At 73.8% G+C, this 21,872-nt stretch carries 16 protein-coding genes; 10 read left to right on the plus strand and 6 right to left on the minus strand.

Translation table 11 applies throughout. The features are described from left to right. The first annotated feature begins 241 nt into the window (after positions 1-241). From ACFP3U_RS18145 to ACFP3U_RS18175, 7 genes are all read left to right on the plus strand, one after another. Positions 242-1,195 carry an STM4015 family protein gene (locus tag ACFP3U_RS18145; RefSeq protein WP_380226583.1) on the plus strand — a complete coding sequence of 318 codons (954 nt, stop codon included), beginning with the start codon at positions 242-244 and terminating at the stop codon, positions 1,193-1,195. Positions 1,196-1,314: 119 nt separating this feature from the next. Continuing rightward, positions 1,315-2,268 carry an STM4015 family protein gene (locus ACFP3U_RS18150; RefSeq protein WP_380226584.1) on the plus strand — a complete coding sequence of 318 codons (954 nt, stop codon included), beginning with the start codon at positions 1,315-1,317 and terminating at the stop codon, positions 2,266-2,268. Positions 2,269-2,281: 13 nt separating this feature from the next. Then, positions 2,282-3,508 (plus strand): STM4014 family protein, encoded by a 1,227-nt coding sequence (locus ACFP3U_RS18155; RefSeq protein WP_380226601.1) that lies wholly within the window; start codon positions 2,282-2,284, stop codon positions 3,506-3,508. A 74-nt stretch (positions 3,509-3,582) separates the two neighbouring features. After that, on the plus strand, positions 3,583-4,461 hold the full coding sequence (locus tag ACFP3U_RS18160) for an STM4013/SEN3800 family hydrolase (RefSeq protein ID WP_380226602.1): 879 nt from the start codon (positions 3,583-3,585) through the stop codon (positions 4,459-4,461). Further along, positions 4,458-5,918 carry an STM4012 family radical SAM protein gene (locus ACFP3U_RS18165; RefSeq protein ID WP_380226585.1) on the plus strand — a complete coding sequence of 487 codons (1,461 nt, stop codon included), beginning with the start codon at positions 4,458-4,460 and terminating at the stop codon, positions 5,916-5,918. The genes ACFP3U_RS18160 and ACFP3U_RS18165 overlap by 4 nt, the downstream gene beginning before the upstream one ends. 11 nt (positions 5,919-5,929) lie before the next feature. Continuing rightward, complete coding sequence (locus ACFP3U_RS18170) at positions 5,930-6,847, plus strand: STM4011 family radical SAM protein (protein ID WP_380226586.1); 918 nt, start codon at positions 5,930-5,932, stop codon at positions 6,845-6,847. A 102-nt stretch (positions 6,848-6,949) separates the two neighbouring features. After that, positions 6,950-7,333 carry a VOC family protein gene (locus ACFP3U_RS18175; protein WP_380226587.1) on the plus strand — a complete coding sequence of 128 codons (384 nt, stop codon included), beginning with the start codon at positions 6,950-6,952 and terminating at the stop codon, positions 7,331-7,333. A 76-nt stretch (positions 7,334-7,409) separates the two neighbouring features. On the opposite strand, the gene ACFP3U_RS18180 is transcribed toward ACFP3U_RS18175, so the two are convergent. The 3 genes from ACFP3U_RS18180 to ACFP3U_RS18190 all read right to left on the minus strand — a co-directional run bounded on the left by ACFP3U_RS18180 (position 7,410) and on the right by ACFP3U_RS18190 (position 17,103). After that, positions 7,410-7,865, minus strand: coding sequence for a hypothetical protein (locus tag ACFP3U_RS18180; RefSeq protein WP_380226588.1), 456 nt, complete (start codon positions 7,863-7,865; stop codon positions 7,410-7,412). Positions 7,866-8,062: 197 nt separating this feature from the next. After that, positions 8,063-16,060, minus strand: a complete 7,998-nt coding sequence (locus ACFP3U_RS18185) for a DNRLRE domain-containing protein (RefSeq protein ID WP_380226589.1) — start codon at positions 16,058-16,060, stop codon at positions 8,063-8,065. Positions 16,061-16,620: 560 nt separating this feature from the next. Beyond that, positions 16,621-17,103 carry a MarR family winged helix-turn-helix transcriptional regulator gene (locus tag ACFP3U_RS18190; protein WP_380226590.1) on the minus strand — a complete coding sequence of 161 codons (483 nt, stop codon included), beginning with the start codon at positions 17,101-17,103 and terminating at the stop codon, positions 16,621-16,623. Between the two features lie 134 nt (positions 17,104-17,237). Here ACFP3U_RS18190 and ACFP3U_RS18195 point away from each other — a divergent pair, with 134 nt between their 5' ends. Beyond that, positions 17,238-17,648: an organic hydroperoxide resistance protein gene (locus tag ACFP3U_RS18195; protein WP_380226591.1), complete on the plus strand. Its 411-nt coding sequence runs from the start codon at positions 17,238-17,240 to the stop codon at positions 17,646-17,648. A gap of 72 nt (positions 17,649-17,720) precedes the next feature. Here ACFP3U_RS18195 and ACFP3U_RS18200 read toward each other — a convergent pair whose 3' ends face one another. Next, the gene (locus ACFP3U_RS18200; RefSeq protein WP_380226592.1) at positions 17,721-18,179 is read right to left on the minus strand and encodes an SHOCT domain-containing protein; all 459 of its coding nucleotides are present in this window, start codon (positions 18,177-18,179) and stop codon (positions 17,721-17,723) included. A 291-nt stretch (positions 18,180-18,470) separates the two neighbouring features. Between ACFP3U_RS18200 and ACFP3U_RS18205 the strand changes: the two genes are divergently transcribed. Then, positions 18,471-18,842, plus strand: a complete 372-nt coding sequence (locus tag ACFP3U_RS18205) for a hypothetical protein (RefSeq protein ID WP_380226593.1) — start codon at positions 18,471-18,473, stop codon at positions 18,840-18,842. Between the two features lie 27 nt (positions 18,843-18,869). On the opposite strand, the gene ACFP3U_RS18210 is transcribed toward ACFP3U_RS18205, so the two are convergent. Together ACFP3U_RS18210 and ACFP3U_RS18215 are read right to left on the minus strand one after the other, a co-directional pair. After that, on the minus strand, positions 18,870-19,538 hold the full coding sequence (locus ACFP3U_RS18210; protein WP_380226594.1) for a LamG domain-containing protein: 669 nt from the start codon (positions 19,536-19,538) through the stop codon (positions 18,870-18,872). 238 nt (positions 19,539-19,776) lie between these two features. Next, entirely contained in the window at positions 19,777-20,463 is a 687-nt protein-coding gene (locus ACFP3U_RS18215; protein ID WP_380226595.1) for a CBS domain-containing protein, read from the minus strand. Between the two features lie 403 nt (positions 20,464-20,866). Between ACFP3U_RS18215 and ACFP3U_RS18220 the strand changes: the two genes are divergently transcribed. Continuing rightward, positions 20,867-21,872: NAD(P)H-binding protein (locus ACFP3U_RS18220; RefSeq protein ID WP_380226603.1), on the plus strand; the 1,006-nt coding region annotated here is incomplete at its 3' end.

Consider the following 21,872-nt stretch of genomic DNA (forward strand, 5'->3'; position numbering starts at 1 on the left):
ACCGATGACGCGGAGCCGGTGTCCAGCAGAGCCGGTTCCACCGGGCTCCCCCACCCGACCGACCTCAACGGCCGCCGACTGCGGCGGACCGGTGCCGAATTGACGTGCGCTCAACGACTCCGGCGGGAGCCAGCGACGGCCGGGGACCCGGGCGCCGCCCCACGGCCGCCCCGGGCGAGGGATTGTCGGTCCCTGCTGGTAGACAGTTGCCCGGCCCGCACAGACGCCCGAGGAGCAGCGCATGACGGTCAACAAGCACATCGAGGACTTCCACGGCCTGCCTGTCCTCGACTTCGTCACGGTGGTCGACGGCGGCGCCGAGCTGCCCGAGCCGGGCGCCGTCGCCTGGAAGATCGCCGTCGAGTACGACGCCGAGCAGGACTGGATCGCGCGCTGGGGCCAGTTCCTCGACCGGGTGGACACCACCGCGGTCACGGCGCTGGTGGTCGGCGAGTGGTCGCACGACGGTCCGGACAGCTTCGCCGGGCCGCTGGCCGCCATCCTGGAGGCGGCCGAGCGGATGCCGGCGCTGCGCGGGCTGTTCATCGGGGACATCACGTACGAGGAGAACGAGATCTCCTGGATCGAGATGGTCGACGTGACGCCGGTGCTGACGGCGTTCCCGCTGCTCACCGAGCTGGTAGTGCGCGGCGCCGCCGGGGACTACGCCGGCGACGAGGGCATCGGGCTGCAGCCGGTGCGGCACGAGCACCTGCGGGCGCTGCGCTTCGAGTCGGGCGGGCTGCCCGGGGAGGTGCCGCGGGCGGTCGCGGCGAGCGAGCTGCCCGCGCTGGAGCGGCTGGAGTTCTGGCTCGGGGTGGCGAACTACGGCGGCACGACCCAGTTGGCCGACCTGGAGCCGTTCCTGGACGGCACCCGGTTCCCCGCGCTGCGCCACCTCGGTCTGCAGAACAGCGAGATCCAGGACGAGATCGCCGCCGCCCTCGCGCACGCCCCCGTGGTGGCCCGGCTGGAGTCGCTGAACCTGTCGATGGGCGTGTTCTCCGACCAGGGCGCGACGGCGCTCCTGGACGGCCAGCCGCTCACCCACCTGAAGTCCCTCGACCTGCACCACCACTTCCTCTCCGAGGCCATGCAGACGAGGCTGCGCGAGGCCCTGACGGGGGTGGAGATCGACTTCTCCCAGGGCGGGAAGCCGGGCGAGCGGTGGCGGTACGTGGCCGTCGCCGAGTAGCTCGCCGACCCGGCCCGCTCCGGCCGCCCGATCGGGCCCGGTCACCCGCCCGTCCACCTGCTCCTCCACCCGTCCGTCCGTTCCGCCACTCGCCGCTCACGCCGCCCAGGGGGGCACCCGTGTTCATCACCCGCACCATCGACCACTTCCTTCACCTGCCGGTCGTCGACTTCTCGGTCGACAAGCCCCGCCGGAACGGCCGGGGCGAGCGGATCGACCTGCCGGAGCCGGGCACCGTCGCCTGGCGGCTGACCGTCCCGTACGGCTCGAAGAGCGGCTTCGACGCCGTCTGGTCCGCCTTCCTGGCGGCGGTCGACCCGGCGACCGTCCGCGCGCTGCTGCTCGGCCCCTGGTGGATCGAGGAGTACGTCCCGGTGGCCGACGCACTCGCCACGATCGTCGCCGACGCCGGCCGGTTCCCCGCGCTGGAGGGCCTGGTCATCGCCGACGTCAGCTACGAGGACTGCGAGATCTCCTGGCTGGAGATGTCGGACGTCACGCCCGCCCTGACGGCGTTCCCCGGGCTGACGGACCTCGTGGTGCGCGGCGGCAACGGGCTGATGCTCGCCCCCGTCCGGCACGAGCGGCTGACCCACCTGCGGTTCGAGACCGGCGGGCTGCCCGCCGAGGTGGTCCGAGCGGTCGCGGCGAGCGAACTGCCCGCCCTGGAGAGCCTGGAGCTGTGGTTCGGCGTCGACGAGTACGGCGGCGACGCGACGATCGACGACGTCGCGCCGATCCTGACCGGCACCCGGCTGCCCGCACTGCGCCACCTCGGCCTGGAGAACAGCGAGTTCCAGGACGAGATCGCCGCCGCCGTCGCGCACGCCCCGGTGGTCGCGCAGTTGGGGACGCTGAGCCTGGCCATGGGCGTGCTGAGCGACGAGGGTGCGGCGGCGCTGCTGGACGGTCAGCCACTGACCCACCTGAAGTCCCTCGACCTGCACCACCACTACCTCTCCGAGCCCATGCAGGAGCGGGTCCGGCAGGCCCTGCCGGGCGTGGACGTCGACCTCTCCGAGGCCGAGGAGGAGGACGACGGCGAGTGGCGCTACGTCGCGGTGTCCGAGTAGGCGGACGACGGTGCTGACGACCACGCAGAACATCGGCCCGGCCCCGGCCCGGGCGGAGCACCGGCTCCCGCCGTCCGGGCGGCTGACCGTGCTCGGCAATCCCGGCCACCGCCGGGTGACGCTGTTCGCGGCCGCCGCCCGGGCCGCCGGGCTGCCCGAGCCCGCCGTCCTGCCCTGGATCGACCTGGTGCGCGGCACCCACCGGCTGCCCGAGGGCACCGTGCTGCGGATCGAGTCCCCGGGCGAGGAGGAGGCGGTGGACGCGCTGCTGCGAGGCCCGGCGCTCGGCGCGGAGTACGCGCCGACCCGGGTCGAGGGCGGGGCGGCCTGGTACGCGGGGGTGACGGCCGCGCTGCGCGCGCTGGCCGGGAGCCCCGGGGTCCGGCTGCTCGGCGATCCGGAGGAGATCGCCGTGATGTTCGACAAGCGGCGGACGCACGCACTGCTGTCCGCGGCCGGCGTCCCGGTGCCTCGCGCGCTGGGCGGCGGCGCCGTCGCCGGCTGGGAGGACCTCCGCGCGCGGCTGGACGCCGCCGGGCTGCGCCGGGTCTTCGTCAAGCCGTCCCACGGCTCCTCCGCCTCGGGCGTGGTGGCACTGGAGTTCGGGCCGCGCGGCCAGCTGCGGGCCACCACCTCGGTGGAGCTCGCCGACGGCCGGCTGTACAACTCGCTGCGGGTCCGCCGCTACCAGGAGGAAGGGCAGGTGGCGGAGCTGGTGGACCGGCTCGCCCCGGACGGCCTGCACATCGAGCAGTGGGTCCCGAAGGCCTCCCAGTCGGGCCGCTCGGCCGACCTGCGGGTCGTCGTGGTCGCCGGGCGGGCCACCCACGTGGTGATCCGCACCAGCGCCCAGCCGATGACCAACCTCCATCTCGGCGGCTCCCGGGGCAGCCTGGAGCTGGTCCGGGAGGCCGCCGGTCCGGCCTGGCCGGACCTGCTGGAGACGGCGGAGCGGGCGGCAGCCTGCTTCCCGAACTCCCCGATGGTCGGCGTCGACGTGCTGCCGACCGCCGGCTGGCGGCGCTCGGTGGTCGGCGAGGTCAACGCGTTCGGCGACCTCCTGCCCGGGCTCACCGGCCTGCCCGGGGGCCCGGCCGAGGGCCTCGACACCTACGCCGCACAGCTCGCCGCCCTCGGCGCCGCACCGAGCGCGCCGCCCGCACCGCCCGCACCGCCGGAACCGCCAAGGACTCCGACGCACCCCACGCACCCGATCGACCCACGTACGGAACAGTCCTGATGAGCCACCGCACCGCCCCCGCCGCCGGCCCTCCGGCCTCCCCGGCCTCCGAGCCCCTTCCCGCCACGCCCGACATGAACGCCGTGGTGGGCAGCCACGACCTGCTGCTCGTCACCCTGGACACCCTGCGCTTCGACATCGCCGAGGAGTTGGCCGCCGCCGGGCGGATCCCCCACCTCGCCGCCCACCTGCCCGGCGGACGCTGGGAGCGGCGGCACTCCCCCGGCAGCTTCACCTACGCCGCCCACCAGGCGATCCTGGCCGGCTTCCTGCCGACCCCGGCCTCGCCCGACGGGCCGCACCCGCGACTGTTCGCCGCCCGGTTCGCCGGTTCGGAGAGCACCGCGCCGCGCACCTGGGTGTTCGACGCCCCGGACCTGCCGGGCGCGCTCGCCGCCCACGGCTACCGGACGGTCTGCATCGGGGGCGTCGGCTTCTTCAACAAGCAGGGCCCGCTGGGTTCGGTGCTGCCTGGCCTCTTCCAGGAGAGCCACTGGGCGCCGGAGATGGGCGTCCCCTCGCCGACCTCCTTCGAGGCGCAGGTCGAGCGGGCCGAGCGGGTGGCGGCGGAGCAGCCCGCCGAGCAGCCGCTCTTCCTCTTCGTCAACGTCTCGGCGCTGCACCAGCCGAACTGGTTCCACCTGCCCGGCGCGACGCGCGAGCACGGCGACAGCCGGGAGAGCCACGCCGCCGCGCTGGAGTACGTGGACGCCCACATCGGGCGACTGTTCGCGGCGATGAGCGCGCGCCGGCCGTGCTTCGCGATCGTCTGCTCGGACCACGGCACGGCCTACGGGGAGGACGGCTACACCGGCCACCGGATCGGGCACGAGGTGGTCTGGACGGTGCCGTACGCCCACTTCACGCTCCCGGCGAGCGGCCCCTCGCCTGCCGTTCCCCCCGCGCCCGGCGCCTCCACCGTGCCTGCCGCGACCGCCGAGGAGACCGCATGACCACCGCGCCCGCCACCGCCACCGCCGCCGCCGAGCCCGGGTACGGGTACGGGGCCGCCGCCCCGGAGCCCTCCCACGACTCCCCGTACCAGTCGTACGTGTACGCCTACCCGCACAAGACGGCGTACCGCGCGCTGCCGGACCGTCCGCCGCTGCGCGAGCTGTGGGCGGGCGAGCCGCAGCACGCGCTCTCGCTCTACCTGCACATCCCGTTCTGCGAGGTGCGCTGCGGCTTCTGCAACCTGTTCACCCGGATCGGCGGCCCGGACGGCCTGACCACCGCTTACCTGGACGCCCTCGACCGGCAGGCGGGCGCCGTCCGTGAGGCGCTGGGCGAGGGTGCCCGGTTCGCGCTGGCCGCGTTCGGCGGCGGCACGCCGACCTACCTGAGCGCCGCTGAGCTGGAGCGGCTCTGCGACATCGCCGAGCACCGGATGGGTGCCGACCTGCGGGCGATCCCGCTGTCGGTCGAGGCCTCCCCCGCCACCGCCACGGCCGACCGGCTCGCCGTGCTGGCCGAGCGGGGCACCACGCGGCTGAGCCTGGGCGTGCAGTCCTTCGTCGACACGGAGGCGCGGTCGGCGGTCCGGCCGCAGAAGCGCGCCGAGGTCGAGGCCGCGCTGGGTCGGATCCGCGACGCCGGCTTCCCGGTCCTCAACATCGACCTCATCTACGGCATCGACGGCCAGACCGAGGCGAGTTGGCTCCGTTCGCTGGACGCCGCGCTCGCCTGGCAGCCCGAGGAGCTGTACCTCTACCCGCTCTACGTCCGGCCGCTGACCGGGCTGGCCCGGCGCGGGGAGGCGGAGAGCCCCGCCCAGTGGGACGCCCGGCGGCTCGCGCTCTACCGGGCCGGCCGCGACCACCTGCTCGGCCACGGCTACGAGCAGGTGTCGATGCGGATGTTCCGCCGGGTGGCCGCGCCGCAGGCCGGGGTGAGCGAGTACGCCTGCCAGACCGACGGCATGGTCGGCCTCGGCTGCGGCGCCCGCTCCTACACCTCCCGCCTGCACTACTCCTTCGACTACGCGGTGGACGCCACCGAGGTCCGCCGCATCATCGACGAGTACGTGGCCACCCCGGCGTTCGACCGCGCGCTGGTCGGCCGGGTCATGACGCGGCCGGAGGCGCGGCGGCGGCACCTCGTGCAGTCGCTGCTCCAGGCCGAGGGGCTGGCGCTCGCCGAGTACCGGGACCGGTTCGGCAGCACGCCGGCCGAGGACTTCCCGGCCGAGCTGGCGGCCTTCACGGCACGCGGCTGGCTGGCCGACGGTGCCGGCGACGGTCACGACGGCGGCACCGCCGGCCACGACGCCGGCCACGACGCCGGTCGTGGCACGGACCGCGGCGCGCGGCTGAGGCTCTCCCCCGAGGGCCTGGCGCACTCGGACGCGGTCGGGCCGATGCTGTTCTCCCCCGAGGTCCGCACGCTGATGGCGAAGTACGAGGCCAAATGACCTTCCTCGGCATGCCGGGCGCCACACCGTCCCCGGCACCCGCTCCCGCTCCCGCACCCGGACCCGCACCCGGACCGCTCGACCTCAGCCTGCTCTACCGGGGCCCGCTGGCCTCCTGCGACTACGACTGCCCCTACTGCCCGTTCGCCAAGCGGCGCGACACCCCGGCGCAACTCCGCACCGACCGCGCCGCGTTGGAGCGGTTCACCGGCTGGGTGGCCGGCCGCGGCGGCACCGGTGACACGCTCTCGGTGCTGTTCACGCCCTGGGGCGAGGGGCTGGTCCGGTCCTGGTACCGGCGGGCCATGGTCGAGTTGAGCCGACTGCCGCACGTGCGCCGGGTCGCGATCCAGACCAACCTCAGCTGCCGCACCGGCTGGCTGGCCGAGGCGGACCTCGACAGCCTCGCGCTCTGGGTCACCTACCACCCCGGCCAGATCGACCACGACCGCTTCCTCGCCAAGTGCCGCGAACTCGACGCCCTGGGCGTGCGGTACAGCATCGGCGTGGTCGGGCAGCCGGAGCACCTCGCGGCGGCCCGGCGGCTGCGCACCGAGCTGCCTCCGGCGGTCTACCTGTGGATCAACGCCGCCGAGGGCCGCACGTACACCGACGCCGAGGCGGCCGAGTGGACCGCTCTCGATCCGCATTTCGGCTACAGCCGGCACGCCCACCCCAGCGCGGGCCGGGCCTGCCGCACCGGTGAGTCGGTGCTGTCGGTGGACGGCGACGGCACGGTCCGCCGCTGCCACTTCGTGCGCGAGGAGCTCGGCAACCTCTACGACGGCTCCTACCGGGCCCGGCTCGGACCGCGGGCCTGCCCGCTGCCGGTCTGCGACTGCCACATCGGCTATGTGCACCTGGAGACGCTGCCGCTGTACGACGTCTTCGCGGGCGGTGTGCTGGAGCGGATCCCGCACATCCGGTGACGCCGCGGGCACCCTGCGACGCGCCCCGGATCCGGCCCGCCTCCGGCCTGGCAGGGTCCGGGTCGGCGTACCTAGGCTGGAGGGGAGGAGGAGGCGATCAGCATGCTTGGAGACGCACCCCTGGTGGCGATCATTCCCGCCGCCGACCTGGCCCGGGCGAAGGCTTTCTACACCGACACCCTCGGCCTCAAGCTCACGGACGCGGGTCCGGAGGGTGACCTGACCTTCGAGTGCGGTGGCACCGAGTTCGGCATCTACGAGACACCCAGCGGCGGCCAGGCCGCCCACACCCTGGCCAGCTTCAAGGTCCCCGACCTCGACTCGGAGATGGCCGAGCTGCGCGGCAAGGGCATCGTGTTCGAGGAGTACGACATGCCCGGCCTGAAGACGGTCGACGGCGTCGTCGAGGCGGAGGGCATGCGCGCGGCCTGGTTCAAGGACAGCGAGGGCAACATCCTCTGCCTGAACGAGCGCACCGGCGGCTAACCCGCACGCACAGCCCGCACAGCCGTCGGCCGACACACAGCACCACCGCCCAGGGCAGCCCCGAGCCGCGTCAGGCTCACACCCCGGCCGCGGCCTCGCGCAGTCGGCGGATCTCCGGATTGCGGCGCAGCTCGGGGAACCGCTCGCCCAGGCCCCGGACCACCTCGCCGAGGAAGGCCCGGGCGGCCTGGGCGAACTCGGCGTAGTCCACCGTGCCCCGGCCGTCGCGCTCGCGGCGGATCCGGACGGTGTCGCCGCGCCGTTCGAAGTGGTACTCGCCCGCGCCGCCGACGGCCGAGTACCGGGCGCGTCGGGCTTCGGCCAGTTCCCCGGCGGCGGTGAACAGGCCGAGCGCGAGGTCCAGCACCGGTCCGGGGCCGCTGAAGTCGGCGCCCTCGATCCGGAAGGTGCAGGGGCCCCGGAACGCCTCGTAGGTGAGGTCGTAGAGGTCCGCGGTGGCGAAGTCCATGGTGCCGTGCGGCCCACGGTCGGCGCCGCCGGTGTCGGCGGCGGAGAAGGACAGTTCGATCATGATGCTCGCATTCTCGCAGGTCACCTCACCACCACGGACCCGTCCTGCGGCGGCGGATCGGTGAAACGGCGCACTGGTGAAACGGCGGATCGCCGGGGGCTGACGGCGCAGCCCCCGGCGATCCGGTCAAACATCTCAACGTGTCAACAGCTCAACGTGTCAACACACCAACGCGCCAACACGTCAACGTCCCGTCATCAGTACGGGTGAGCCGTCCGGGCCGTCCTCCTCCCCTTGTGGTTCTTCACGACCACCCGGATCCGCGTGGTGTGCCGGCCGTTGCCGTCCCGGCCGACGATCCGGCCGAAGTCGTGCTCGTAGATCCGGCCGTCGCGGCCACCGGTGTTGGGCCGGCTCTTGCCCTTCTTGATGGTGGTGTGGATCAGGTACTTGACCTCACGCGTGCTGCGCGAGCGGAACCGGCTCTTGCCCGCGACCCGGGTCTTGGCGCCGTGCCCGCCCAGGATGTGCGGCAGGTCGATGCGGCACGCGTTCTTGTTGTGCGCGACGACCCAGTCGTCACCGACCCGGACGCTGTAGGTGTGCTGGTCGCCGATGGTGAGGTTGACGACCAGCTGGTCGGCGACCTCGCCGAGGTCGTTCACCCGGGTGACCGGGACCTCGGTGCCGGCCGGCGTCACCAGGGAGTCGCCGACGCGCACCTGCACGGCGTCGGTCCAGCCCTTGCCGCTCACCCAGACCGGGTGCTCGGCGGTGACCCGCAGCGCGTCCGCGCCCTCAGCGTCATTCCCACCAGTAACGGTGTCGATGTCGACGAGGTGCTTGGTGCCGTACCCGTAGATCACCGACAGCACCGGCTCCGGCCGGGTCTGCCCCGTCGCGGGGTCGGTGGAGAGCACCAGGTCGCCGACCTGGACCTCGCCGATCGGCAGCTGCCCGCCGCCGGCCATCAGCACCGGGGTGCTCGGGTCGAAGGAGTTGCAGCCGGTCCGGCGGAACACCGAGCGGACCCGGGAGGCGACCCGTCGCACGCGCGCCGCGCCGCGGGAGTAGCGGGCGGCGGCGAAGCCGGCCCGCACCGCCGTGTTGGCGCCGACCAGGCCGGCCGCCGCGGTGATGCTCATCTCCGCGGCCTTGCGCCAGTTGCCGGTCGCCGCGTACGAGACGGCGGAGACGGCGGCGGCGACGGAACCGATCGGGCCCGGGATGTAGGAGGCCACCTCGGCGACCTTCGCCACCACGGTCACGGTCTTCTTCAGCCACTTGGGCATGCCCCAGTGGCCGTCGAGGTCGGTGCAGTTGATCGGGTCGCCGGTGCAGTAGTCGTAGGCGCCGGCGTTGCCGCCCGGCTCCGGGTCGACCTGCAGGAAGCGGCCCAGGGCCGGGCTGTAGAGGCGGGCACCCATGAGGATGTCGCCGTCCTGGGCCTCGGCGGAGCGCTGCTTGCCGCCGAGCCAGCCGTACCGCGCGGCGGCCTGGCCGTCCTGCGGGATGCCGAACTCGTCGAAGTCCAGCACCACCGGCTTGGTCAGCGCCGGGTCGGTGGTGAGGACGACCGAGCCGAACAGGTCGGTGAGCTGCAACTGGACGTCACCGGTCTTGCTGGTGGTGGCCACCAGGTCGGTGTCCGGACCCGAGACATTGCGGGTCAGGGTGCCCTGGGTGGTGTCCTCGACGGTCCAGCGGACCTCGTCGGAGTCGTCACCGTAGTGGTTGAGCTTCGACGTGGCGTTGGCCCAGGAGCCGTCGGCCTGCTTCTTGGCGGTGGTGAACGCGGTGAGGCGGTGGGCGGCGTCCTGGGCCCACTGCTGCCTGGTGTCCCCCTTCTCCTGGGCGGCGACCTTGTCGTTGGCCCAGTAGGTGTTGGTCGCGCCGGTGGCGGTCTTCACGGTGCGCCCGAAGGCGTCGTAGGTGAAGCCGGCATCCGTCAGGCGGTCGGCGCTGTCGTAGGTGTGGTTCTCGGCGACGGCCCCGGTGGTGCCGCAGGTGCCGTCGAGGGCCGAGGGCAGGGTGGTCTTCGAGAGCCGGTTGGAGTGGCTGTCGAAGGCGTACTGCCGGGTGACGCAGCCCGTCGTGGTGGTCGACTGCTGGGCCTTCACCAGTCGGCCGAGCCGGTCGTACTGGTAGCTGCGGGTGGCGGTGGAGCTGGTGTCCTTGGCCACCTGGCCCTGGGTGGAGACGTCGCTGGTCTGGGCCCAGACCACGGCGTTGTCGGAGGTGCGGGTGTAGGTGCGGCCGGTGGCCTCGCCGACGGCGTTGAAGGTGTCCCTGCGGACGATGCCGCCGGGGTAGGTCTGCTCGACCAGCTGGCCGTCCGGACCGTACGCGGCGGTGAACTCGCCGGCGACGCTGTCGTTGATCGAGGTGACCAGGCCGCGCGGCTCCTTCGCGCGGTCGTAGGTGTAGGTGGTGGACCCGGTCGGGTCGGCGACCTTGACCGGCTTGCCGAACCTGTCGAACTCCGTGGTGGTGGTGCCGCCGTCGGCGTCCGTGTAGGAGATCAGCCGGCCGAGGGCGTCCATCACCCGGGTCAGCGACTTGCCGTCGGCCGTGGTCCGCACCGCGTCACCCGTGACCGGGTCGTACTCGGTGGTGACCTTCGGCATGGCCTGGCCGTCGTCCGAGGTGATCTCGGTCGAGGTGATCCGGTCGGCGCCGTCGTAGGCGACGACGGTCTTCCGGGACTTGCCCGCGTTGGTCTCGGTGGTCTCCTCGGGCTCGCCGAACGGCGAGTAGCGGGTGACCCGCTTGACCGGCAGGGTGGTCGGCATCCGGGTGCCGTCGGCCCCGGTGATCGCGCCGCCGGGCAGGGTGGCGCACGGGCTGCCCGCCCATTCGGGACGGTTGGCGCAGGCCGGGTCGTCGGGGTTGGCGCCGGCGGTGTAGAACACCGACTTCACCGTCCCGGCGTCGGTACCGTCGGAGCCCGGCTTGCGGGACTCCACGGCGCGGCCGGCCGCGTCGTACTTGACGGTCGCGGTCAGCTTGGCGCCGAGCGCGTCGGTGGTCACCGAGGTGGCCGCGCGCAGCGTCCAGCCGGGGGTGCCGCCGATCGGCGCGTCGTAGCCGTGCTTGGTGACGCGCAGCTCCACGTCGTCGGCGTAGCCGTCGATGCGGGCGCCGTCGGTGGCGGTGGTGACCAGGTGGTAGGCCTTGCCGTCGGGCCGGCCCTCGTCGTAGCTGTTGGTGTTGTGGTCCCGCGCGACGACCGGCGTGCCGGCGGCGAGCGTGGGGTTGAGGGTGGTCTTGACCAGGGTGACCCGGTCCAGGCCCACCTGGTAGTAGGGCGCGATCGCGGCCGGGTTGCGGCCGGTGACGGTGAGCCGCAGCTCGTGGTCGCCGCGCGCGAGGCGGGCGGTGGTGCCCGCGGTGAACGGGGTGCTGGTGACGGTCGGGTTGTAGGCGTCGAAGGCGGCGCCGACGTTCTGGCCGTCGACCGACAGCTGGACGACGCCGTAGTCGGCCGCCTTGGTCAGCAGCGCGGAGAGCTGGTACTCGCCCTCCTCCGGCACGGTGATCCGGAACGAGGCGTTGTCGCCGACCTCGTTGGCGTTCAGCATCACCTGGCCACCGCCGGACCAGCCGGCGCCGGCGCAGCACTGGGCGAGGGTCTGCACCCGCACCGGGTCGGTCGCCCCCAGCTGGACCAGGCTCTCGCCCTCGGCGGTGACCGTCACGGGCGTGCTCTGGCCGTTGACCTGCTCGGCGAGCGAGGCGCGGTAGACCGGGCCGAGCGTCTCCGTGACGTCCAGGCCGTCGGGCGTGTAGGTGGTGCGGGAGTCGAGCAGCCGGGCCCGGGACGCGGAGTCGGCGGGCAGGTTCAGCTCGGCCGCGAGGCGTTCGGTGTCCGGGTGGGTGCCGAGCGCGATGGAGCGGTTGGTGGCCTCCAGGGAGCGGACGGCGTGGCCGTAGCGGTCGTACTCGGTGGTGTCGATGTCACCGCCGGGGGTGGTCGACGGGGTGGCCGTGTTGACCTCGTTGCCGGAGGCGTTGAGGTAGTGGACGATGGCCGGCCGGTAGCCGTCCGGGCCGGGCTTGGCCGCGGTGGCGGTGCCGGTGCCGGGCTGGTCCTCGGGGCCGAAGACGGCGGTGGCGTCGGTGGGGGCGTCGGTCTGGGCCCACTTGGCGACGTCGGCGCCGGCCAGGTCGTACGGTCCGCCCGCGCCGCGGGTGAGCGGCACGTCGTAGACGACGCTGGTCGCGGTCTCGCCGCTGAGCTGGTCCTTGCTGCCCTGGGCCAGGGCGGCGCGGCGGACCTTCAGCAGGCGGCCCGGGTCCTGGTCGGCGGCGGCGGTGCCGTAGTCGAGGTTCCAGGGCAGGTCGCCGGCGGGGGTGATCCGGGTGACCCGGCCCGCGTCGTCGTAACCGTAGGTGGTCTTCAGCGGCTGGGTCAGGCGCGGGTCCCAGACCTGGGTCAGGCGGCCGCGCTCGTCGTAGCTGTAGCGGGCGACCTCGACGGCCTCCTGCTTGGCGGTGACCGGGTTCCACGACCAGACCTTGACGGCCCGGATCCGGTCGGTGAAGTCACCGGGGGTGCCGGCGGTCGCCGTGGTGGCGGTCGCGTAGTCGTAGTCGGTGACCTCGCAGCCGCGCGGCAGCGGGTCGACGGTGCAGCCGTTGGTGTCGTCGACGCCGGGCTCGACCGGGGCGATCACGCGCTTGACGAGCGAGCGCCGGTCGGTGGAGTCGTAGACGTAGCGGGCGGTGGACGCGGTGTCGGGGCCGGTGGACGACTGGACGCTGTAGACGTCCGAGCCGGCCTGGCGGGTGAACACCGTGACGGAGCCGTCCAGTTCGGTCAGGGTGTAGCTGTCGCCGGTGGCCTTCAGGACGAGGTGCTCGGCACCCGGCTCGGGGTAGAGCGTGCCGTCCTGGGCCCGGGCGAAGGTGAGCGAGGTGTCGTCGACGCCCTTGAGGACGGCGGCGTCGGCGCTCGGGAAGGACAGTGACACGTAGTCGGCGGACTCGCCCAGCGCCCCGCCGGCCCACTGCGGGCCGAACGGCGCGACCAGCTCGCGCACCGACATGTTGTCGAAGTAGACGGGCTTGTCGGCGTTGTCCGAGTGCCCGTTGTAGAGCCGGACCTGCGCCTCGGTGGCGTCCGCCGCGAGCGTGACGTCGGTGGTCAGCTCGGCCCAGGCGTCGGTGTACGGCGCCTTGCGGGAGACGGTGGTGGTCAGGGCCCCGGCCTTGCCGTGGACGACCACGATCCGCATGCCGCGGTCGTCCAGGCCGGCGGTGAGGCCGGTGGTGGACGGCACGTAGACCCAGGCCTTGATCCGGTAGGTGCGGCCGGGCTTCATGCCGAGCTGCAGGCCGCCGGCGGCGCCGAGCAGCGCGTAGGTGTCGCCGTTCTTGACGCCGTCCGGCAGGACCTTGAGCGAGTCGGTCGACTCGCCCTGGCCGCGGTCGGTGACCCGCAGGGCGGTGCCCGGGGTGGCGACGAAGCCGGTGGTGTCGGTGGAGACCTGCTGCTGGTTGGCCGTCAGCCGCTCGCCCTGCTCCTGCCAGCCGCGGGTGGTGCCGCGCGAGGAGGAGGAGCGCGTGGTGGTCATGCCGAACTCGTCGGTGTCGGTGACGTCCACCGAGTAGTCACCGGTGAGCAGGTTGACCGAGCCGGGGCCGATCTCGGTGCCGGTGGCACCGTCGGCGTTGGCGTCGGCGGTGAAGGTGGACCAGGCCGTCGGGTAGGCGGCGTCGGTGTCCTTGTCGGTGTAGAGCAGCGCGCGGACCTGCACCACGCCGCCGATCCGGCCGAGCGACTCCAGCACCGACCAGTTGGCGTGGCTGCCGAGCTCGGCGAGGCGCGGCCGGCCGCCGGTGACCGGCGTGTTGTCGGCCTTGGTGAGGTGCGCCGCCGGGATGTCGTACTCGGTGGCGCCGGGGCCGCGGCGGTACTGCCAGGTGACCCGGGTGAACTGGGTCTGGGCGTCGACCGCGAGCTTGACGCGCTTGGCGGTCTCCGAGCCGTCGACCGGGGAGCTGACGCCGGCCTTGCCGACCCGGAAGGTGTAGACGGCCGGGTCGGAGAGGTTGTCCGCGCGGTCCTTGGTCTGCACCTTGAGGGTGTGGGTGCCGTCGGTCGGCGGGGTGATCGACGCGGTGGTCGCGCCGGTCGCGTCGACCGTCACCGGGGCCTTGCCGTCCAGGGTGTAGACGTACCCGACGACGTCGTCGGTGCCGGCCGGCGGGGTCAGGGTGAAGCGGCCGGCCTGGCCGGAGGCACCGTGCCACGCCTCGTCGGCCGGGTAGTCGGCGGAGGTGATGAACGGCGCGCCGGGGCGGGTGGTGTCGACGACGACGACCACGTCCTGCGGGGCCCACGGCGAGTTGTCTATGCCGTCGCCGAGCCGGGCGCCCATCGAGTACTGCACGCCCTCGTCGAACTTGGCGATGCCGAAGTCGGCCGGCTTCACCTGGGCCCAGCTGCCGTTGGGGACCTCCTTGTAGACGCGCTTGACGAAGACGCCGGCGCGGTAGAGGTCGAAGTCGGCGCCGACCCGGCCGCCGCCGTCGGGGTCACCGGCCAGGACCTGGAAGGTCGGGGTGGCCGAGGAGCTGTAGCGCGGGTTGCCCTGGCGGGCCGGGAACACGTCGACCGCCGGCGGCGCCGTGGGGACCGTGTTGTAGGTCACCGACAGGAACGGCGGGTGGCCGCCCTGGGAGGAGTCGAAGCGCTTCCACGAGTACGGGCTGGTCTCGGTGGAGGCGCGCAGGCCGAGCGCGTTGTTGGCGTAGCCGTTGTCGGACCAGGCGGTGACCAGCGAGGTCACGTCCTGGCTGACCCAGGCGTCACCGCAGCCGGCGCCCTCGTTGCCCTTGGTGGCGTTGCTGGTCGCCCACATCTTGTTCCAGTTGGGCTGGTTGGTCCACCGGCTGGCGGTGGACGCGAGGCCGGTGTCCCAGACCTCCCAGGACCACGGGTCGCAGGACCACGAGTGGGTGTTGTAGAGGTTCAGCTTCGCCGAGAGGATGTGCTTGCCGTGGTACGGCCCCTCGGGGAAGTGCAGGAAGGAGCGGGCGACCTGGCTGCTTCCGTTGTTGCCGAGCTTGAGCTCGGTGGCGGAGGACTGGTCGGTGGTCCACCCCTGCTGCACGAAGGTGTCGAAGGAGGCGCCGACGGTGAGCGCCGGGTCGATCGTCACCGGGTAGCTGGTGGCCGGGTCGGCGAGGAAGCCGGCGTCCGGGGTGAAGACCAGCTCGGCGTCGGCGCCGGAGCCGCGCAGCTCCATCGCGACGGGGGCCCGGTGGTTGTTCTCCAGCGACTGCGGGTCGACCGCCGCGTCCCACATCACCGGGGCGGGGATCTTGGCCTGGACCTTGCCGGACGGGCGCTCGGTCAGCTCGATCGAGCCGTCGTCCTTGCGGTTGACGTCCAGTCCGCTGGTGTCGATGGGCAGGGTGACGGTGCCGGCCTGGGAGACGGCCGAGCGGTCCTTGACGATCAGGTACTGCTCGAAGCCGGTCCGGGTGGCCTCCAGGACGAGGTCCACGCCGGGGCGGGCGTCGGCGTAGGTGGCGCGGCTGCCGTCGAGCCGGGGCTTCGGCAGGCGGCCGAGCCAGCCGAGCTGGACCTGCTGCTCACCCGAGCCGATCTTGACGAGCTCGCGCTCGGCGGGCTTGCCGGTCGCCGGGTCCGCGGCGGGGGCGGCGCCCTCGCCGGGCTTGGCGAAGGCGGAGGCCGAGGCGGGGGCCGGAGCGGGAACGGGGGCCGCAGCGGGCGCGCCGGGCAGGGCCGGGCGCGTCTCGTCGCGGGCGGCCCGCTGGTCGGCGGGGCGGGTGTCCGCGGCGGCGGGCACCCCGGTGGCGGGCGCGACGGCGTCGCCGGTCCGCACCCCGGCGTCGCCGCCGGTGAAGGTCAGCCCCTCCGGGTGGACCTTCGGCGCGACCTTGCCGTCCGGGGTCTCCACCAGCGTGGTGTCGACCGGGACCCAGGCGTCGCCGACCTTGACCCGGACCGGGCCGGTCGCGGTCTCCTGGGTGAGCGTCCCCTCGGGGTTGGCCCAGAGCGTGGTGCTGGCCGTCCGGGCACCGGTCACCTCGACCCGGTGCCCGTTCAGGCGGGCGGCGAGCAGGGCGGAGGCGCTGTCGGGCGCCTCGTTGACGGGTGCGGTGGCCGAGGCCCTGGGGTCGGACGCGGACTCGGCGTAGGCGGGCTCGGCGGTCAGCGCGTCGAGCGCGACCCCGGTCTCCACCAACAGCGCGAGCGCCGCCAGGAGGGCCGTGCGCCGCATACGGCGCGTACTGAAGGCCCCACCCGCGAAGGCGGGTGAGGCCTGCTTCCTCGATAGCAAGTGAACGAACTCCGTGAATAGTGATGGCAAAGAAGTGTTGCCATCACAAGATCGCAGAGCCGCCGGACCGAAAATCCCGAATCCGATATCGAATCGGCAAAGACTTTCGGATCGCTGTCCGTTCTGTCCTGATATTTCAAGGAATGCTGACTGTGCGTCAATCCGTCAGGAAACTGAGCCGTTTATTCGCCAACGTCCGACCCGCACCCCCGACGATCGGCGGGGTCTCCGACCTGGGATTTGACGGAAGACGATCATCTTGGAGATAGTCCTTTCGGGCACCGAAGCCCGGTCGCGACCCCTTGCCGGGATATGTCGGCGACCGCCGGCGCCATTTCCCCGGAGGGGTGTCGAAGAAATTCTTCGGCCCCCCGCGGAGGAATCACCCCCACCTTTCCCGGATCTATTCCGGAAATCCCGCGACGGCCGCGTCCGGGCATGCCGAAAGCCGCGCGAACACCCCGTTCGCGCGGCTTTCGCGGAGGCCCCCTCGGCGGAGGTCACCCCTCGGCGGCGATCTCCGGGACGGCGGCGTCGAGGGCGAGGGTCAGCTGGTCCAGCAGCGCCCGCAGGGCCGCGAGCTCCTCCACCGGAAGGCCGGTCGCGACGAGCAGCCGGCGCGGCACCCGCCCGGCGCGCTCGCGCATGGCGGAGCCCTCCTCGGTGAGGCTGACGGTGACCGAGCGCTCGTCCTCCGAGCTGCGCTCGCGGCGCACCAGGCCGGCCGCCTCCAGTCGCTTGAGCAGCGGGGAGAGCGTCCCCGAGTCCAGCCGCAGGTGTTCGCCGATCCGCTTGACCGGCAGTTCGCCGTGCTCCCAGAGCACGAGCATGACCAGGTACTGGGGGTACGTCAGGCCGAGGTCCTTGAGCAGCACCCGGTAGACGCCGCCGAAGGCGCGGGAGGCGGCGTTCAGCGAGAAGCAGATCTGTCGGTCCAGGAGGAGCAGGTCGGCATCGTCGGGAAGATCGGGCAGCACGGTCATGGACCCATGGTAGCGACGCTCCGGCCATCGAGTTGTGCGCAATTGAATTGCGTGCTCTACTTGAACCCGGCAGGCGGCCCCGACCGGACCGCCCGACCGAGACTTCGTACCGCAGGACCGAAGGGAACGGACCCATGGACGCGCTCTACACCGCCGCCGCCACCGCCAACGGCCGGGAGGGCCGCGCCGTCAGCTCCGACGGCCAGCTCGACCTCGCCCTGGCGATGCCCCCCGCCCTCGGCGGCAGCGGGCAGGGCACCAACCCGGAGCAGCTGTTCGCCGCCGGCTACGCGGCCTGCTTCGCCAGCGCGCTCGGCCTGGTCGGCCGGCAGGCGAAGGTGGACACCGGCGACATCTCGGTGACCGCCGAGGTGTCCATCGGCCAGGACGCCGAGGGCTTCGGCCTCGCGGTGGTGCTGCGGGTCGAGCTGCCCGAGGCGCTCGCCGGCGAGACCGGCCAGCTGCTGGTGAAGAAGGCGCACGAGGTGTGCCCGTACTCCCGCGCCACCCGCGGCAACATCCCGGTCGAGCTCGTCGTCGAGTAGTAGTCGCCGGCCGGCAACCGATCGCCGGGATGGAGCCCCGTCGCGCAGTCGCGCGACGGGGCTGTGTCGTGTTCAGGCGGGCGGCGCACCCGGCCGGGGCGGGGCCGACGGGCCGGGCGGAGGCGGGCCCGGTGAGGGCGGACCCGACGGCAGCGGACCCGACGGCGGCGGACCCGACGGCGGCGGGGGCGGCGGTGGCGGGGCGGGCGGACCGGCGCCCGGCGTCCGCGCCGGCTCACGCAGGACGTCCAGCCGGTGCCGGTACTCCTCCGCGTCGATCTCGCCGCGCGCGAAGCGCTCCGCCAGGACCTGCTCGGGCAGCGACCGCGGCGGCGCCCCGCCGACCGGTCCCGCCGCCCCGGCGGCCCACCCGGCCTTGGGCGGCCGCGTCCCGGGGACCCGCGACCGCCGGGCCAGCACCACCGCGACGGCCACCAGCGCCAGCACGACCAGCAGCAGCCCGAACGCCATCAGGCCCAGGCCCCAGGGCCCGAGGCCGTGGCCGTAGCCATGGCCGTTCCAGTGCCTCATCACGACCTCCTCACCGCCCGGATCCGGAGGTCGGCCGCCATGACGGCCGGCCCGCACCCGGGGCGATCGGCGCCTCACCACCATCGTGCGCCCGCACCCGTCGGAGCGGCGTGAGGAGAGCGCGGACCCATGCGAACCACGACGGACGGCGGCGCGCGCAGACCCGGCCGAGCGTCCGCGAGCCCCATGCGCCCCCGCACGGGCCGGCGAGCATACGCCGACGGCCGCCCGCCGGACCGCGAAACCCCCGGGGCCGGGCCGCCCCGCACCGGGCCGGGTAGCGTTCGCCCCATGAACCACCTCCCGCCGGCCGACGACCGCGAGCGCCTCGTCGCGGCCGGGGTGCTGCTCCGCTACGCGGACCACCGCCCGCACCCGGCCCTGGGTCACTCCACCATCGGCTACGTCTCGACGGCGCTCTGGTACGAACTCACCGCCCTGGCCATCTCCCCCGAAGCCGCCGCGCCCACCGCGCACGCACTACTGCGGGCCATCGCCGCCGAGGCGGTGGACGCCGCCCTCGCGCCCGGCAACGAGCACGCGCCGCGCGACGACCTCTACGTGACGCACCCCGCGCACATCGGCCCGCACCGCCGCACGGTCTGGTTCCAGCGCGGCGGCCCGCGTGGCCTGGTGACGGCGATGTTCCCGCCCGAGCTGTGATCACCCGTCGTCCGGCCCGAGCGCCGATCACCCGTCGTCCGGTCCGCCGCGCTCGACGGTGAGGCTGTGGCAGGTCCAGCCGAGCCGGTCCGGCCCGAAGATCGGCGGCCGGTCGTGGTAGGTGCCGTCCGCGACCGAGACGTTGACGATCAGGTAGGCGTGCCAGTCCGCGCCCACGCCCCGCCGGTCGGCGTGGATGAGGGTGCCGTCGACGAACCAGTCCACCGAGTGCGCGCCGAACAGCGTCCGCAGCTCGAAGGTCGCGCCGGGGGTTATACCGGCCTCGGCCCCGTGCCAGTACCGGTACCCGCCCCGGACGTGGTTGGAGATCTCCAGCAGGTCCGGGTGGTCGGCGTGGTACTCGAAGACGTCGATCTCGTTGCCGCCGTCCCGCCAGGTCCAGATCGCCGGCCAGGCGCCGAGCTCGCGGGGCAGGGTGACCCGCGCGCTCAGCACGTCGCCGGTGCGGACCTGGAAACCCTCCGGACTGCCCTCGGTGGTCAGCAGGTTGCACGTCCAGAGGTCGCCGCCGTGCCGCCGGACGGCGGTGAACAGCCCGCCCGGGCAGTATTCGCGGCTGAGGAAGTCGAGTTTGTGGTCACCCCGGTTGGTCGGCCCCATCCGGGGATAGGCGCTGCTGCGCCCCGCGACCCACTGGCTGGTCGATGTGAAGTCCGCGTCGAACACGACGGCCACGGCTGCCTCCCCGGTCCCCGGCGGCGCGGCGGCCCGCTACCGCCGCACACGCAGGGTGATGTACCCGATACGCAGTGCCATATTCGAACCGGACTCTCCGGATCCAGCCGGACACCCGATCGAACGGAGTGGCGACGGACGGAGCACGCGGGCGTACCGGGTCACCGGACCGGCGCAGGCGCGTCGCCCTCGCGCGCACCGACGCCGCGCGCGCCCGCCAGATCGCCCGCGCTACCCGCTACCCGCGCCGCCCACCCTCCCCGGGCCCGACCGCGGCCGGGTCCGGGGGGCCGTCGTCCGGTCCCAGGCCGCCGAAGGTCTCGACGCTCAGCCGGTCGGTCACCGACACGACGCCGTCGACCGACCGGCAGAGGCTCAGCACGATCGGGACGAGGTGCGGCTCCGCCACCGTGCCGCTGAGCACCACCCGCCCCTGGTCGACCTCGACGCCGACCAGCGCCGGGCTCACCCCCTCGACCCGGCCGAGCACCTCCTCGACGATCTCGCGGCGGATCACCCGGTCCTCACGGAGGAAGACCCGGAGCAGGTCCCCCCGGCTGACCATCGCGAACACCCGGCCGTCCTCGTCCAGCACCGGCAGCCGCTTCACCCCGTGCCGGCCCATCAACCGGGCCGCGGCGACGACGCTGGTCTCGGGGGTGACGCAGACCGCCGGTCCGGTCATCAGATCGGCGGCGGTCACGGCACCTCCCTGGCCCGTCCGGGCGCCCTCGGACGGTGGCAGCAGACTTCCCTGGTCCTCCTGGGCGGCCAGGGTGAGCAGCAGGTCCGCCTCCGAGACGATGCCGAGCGGCCGGCCGTCCTCGTCCACCACCGGCATGCCGGTGATGTCGTACTCGGTCAGCAGCGCGACGATCTCCCGGAAGCCGGTCTCGGGCACGACCCGGACCACGGGGCTGGTCATCACTGATTCGACGGTGGCATGACGCACTCCGGTTCACCTCGTCCGCGAGCACCGTCCGGCCGGAGCCCTGTCGTCCGGTCGGCTGTACCAGGAGCATCTCCCCCGACCGGCCGATCCGCCAGGGGCCAAGGGGCTGAATGGCCGGGACCAACGGCCTCCCGCCCCCAACGCCGCGCCTACCGGGCCACCACCGCCCCCGCCCCGGCCGGGGGTCGCCCCGGACGCAGGACGGCCCGGCCGGCGGTGCGCGCGGCGTCGGCGGTTCGGGTACGCCTTCCGTCCTGGCCGCCCACCACCCGACGGAGCCACCGTGACCGAGCCCACCCACCCCGCCGACCGGCCCCACCACCGCCACCGCCGGCCCGACCCGCCGGCCGACGCCGCCGGACCGCCGCGCTACCTGGTGACCGGGGCCACCGGCTACATCGGCGGCCGACTGGTGCCGGAGCTGCTGGGCACCGGCCGCACCGTCCGGTGTCTGGTCCGCGACCCGGACCGGCTGCGCGACCACCCCTGGCGCGACCGGGTCGAGGCCGTCACCGGCGACGTCACCCGCCCGGAGAGCCTCGCCGAGGCCTTCACCGGGATCGACGTCGCCTACTACCTGGTGCACTCGCTCGGCACCGGCCCCGCCTTCGAGGCCACCGACCGGGCGGCCGCCGAGGCCTTCGGGCGGGCGGCGGCCTGGGCCGGGGTCCGCCGGATCGTCTACCTGGGCGGCCTCGCCCCCGCCGGGGTGCCGGCCGAACGGCTCTCCCCGCACCTGCGCTCGCGCGTCGAGGTCGGCCGGGTGCTGCGCGCGAGCGGTGTGCCGACCGCGGAGCTGCGGGCCGCGGTGATCATCGGCTCCGGCTCGGCGTCCTTCGAGATGCTCCGCCACCTCACCGAACGGCTGCCGGTGATGGTGACCCCGCGCTGGGTGGACACCCGGATCCAGCCGATCGCCGTCCGCGACGTGCTGCGGCTGCTGGTCGGGGCCGCCACGCTGCCGCCGGAGGTCGACCGCGCCTTCGACATCGGCGGGCCGGACGTGCTGACCTACCGGCGGATGATGGAGCGCTACGCGGTGGTGGCCGGGCTGCCGCGCCGCCTGATCGTCGCCGTGCCCGTCCTCACCCCCCGGCTCTCCAGCCTCTGGGTCGGCCTGGTCACCCCGGTGCCGGGCTCGATCGCCCGGCCGCTGGTGGAGTCGCTGCGGTACGAGGTGGTCCGCACCGAGCGCGACCTCGACCGCCACCTGCCGGATCCGCCCGGCGGCGCCGTCGGCTTCGACGCGGCCGTCCGGCTCGCCCTACGGAGGATCCGGGACGCGGACGTCGCCACCCGCTGGTCCTCCGCTTCGCTGCCCGGGGCGCCAGGGTCCGTCTTCAAGCCCCCGTCGTCCGCCCGGAGGGCGGGCGGGGCGGCGT

It is taken from the genome of Kitasatospora misakiensis (assembly GCF_042656005.1).
GTDB classification, from domain to species: domain Bacteria; phylum Actinomycetota; class Actinomycetes; order Streptomycetales; family Streptomycetaceae; genus Kitasatospora; species Kitasatospora misakiensis.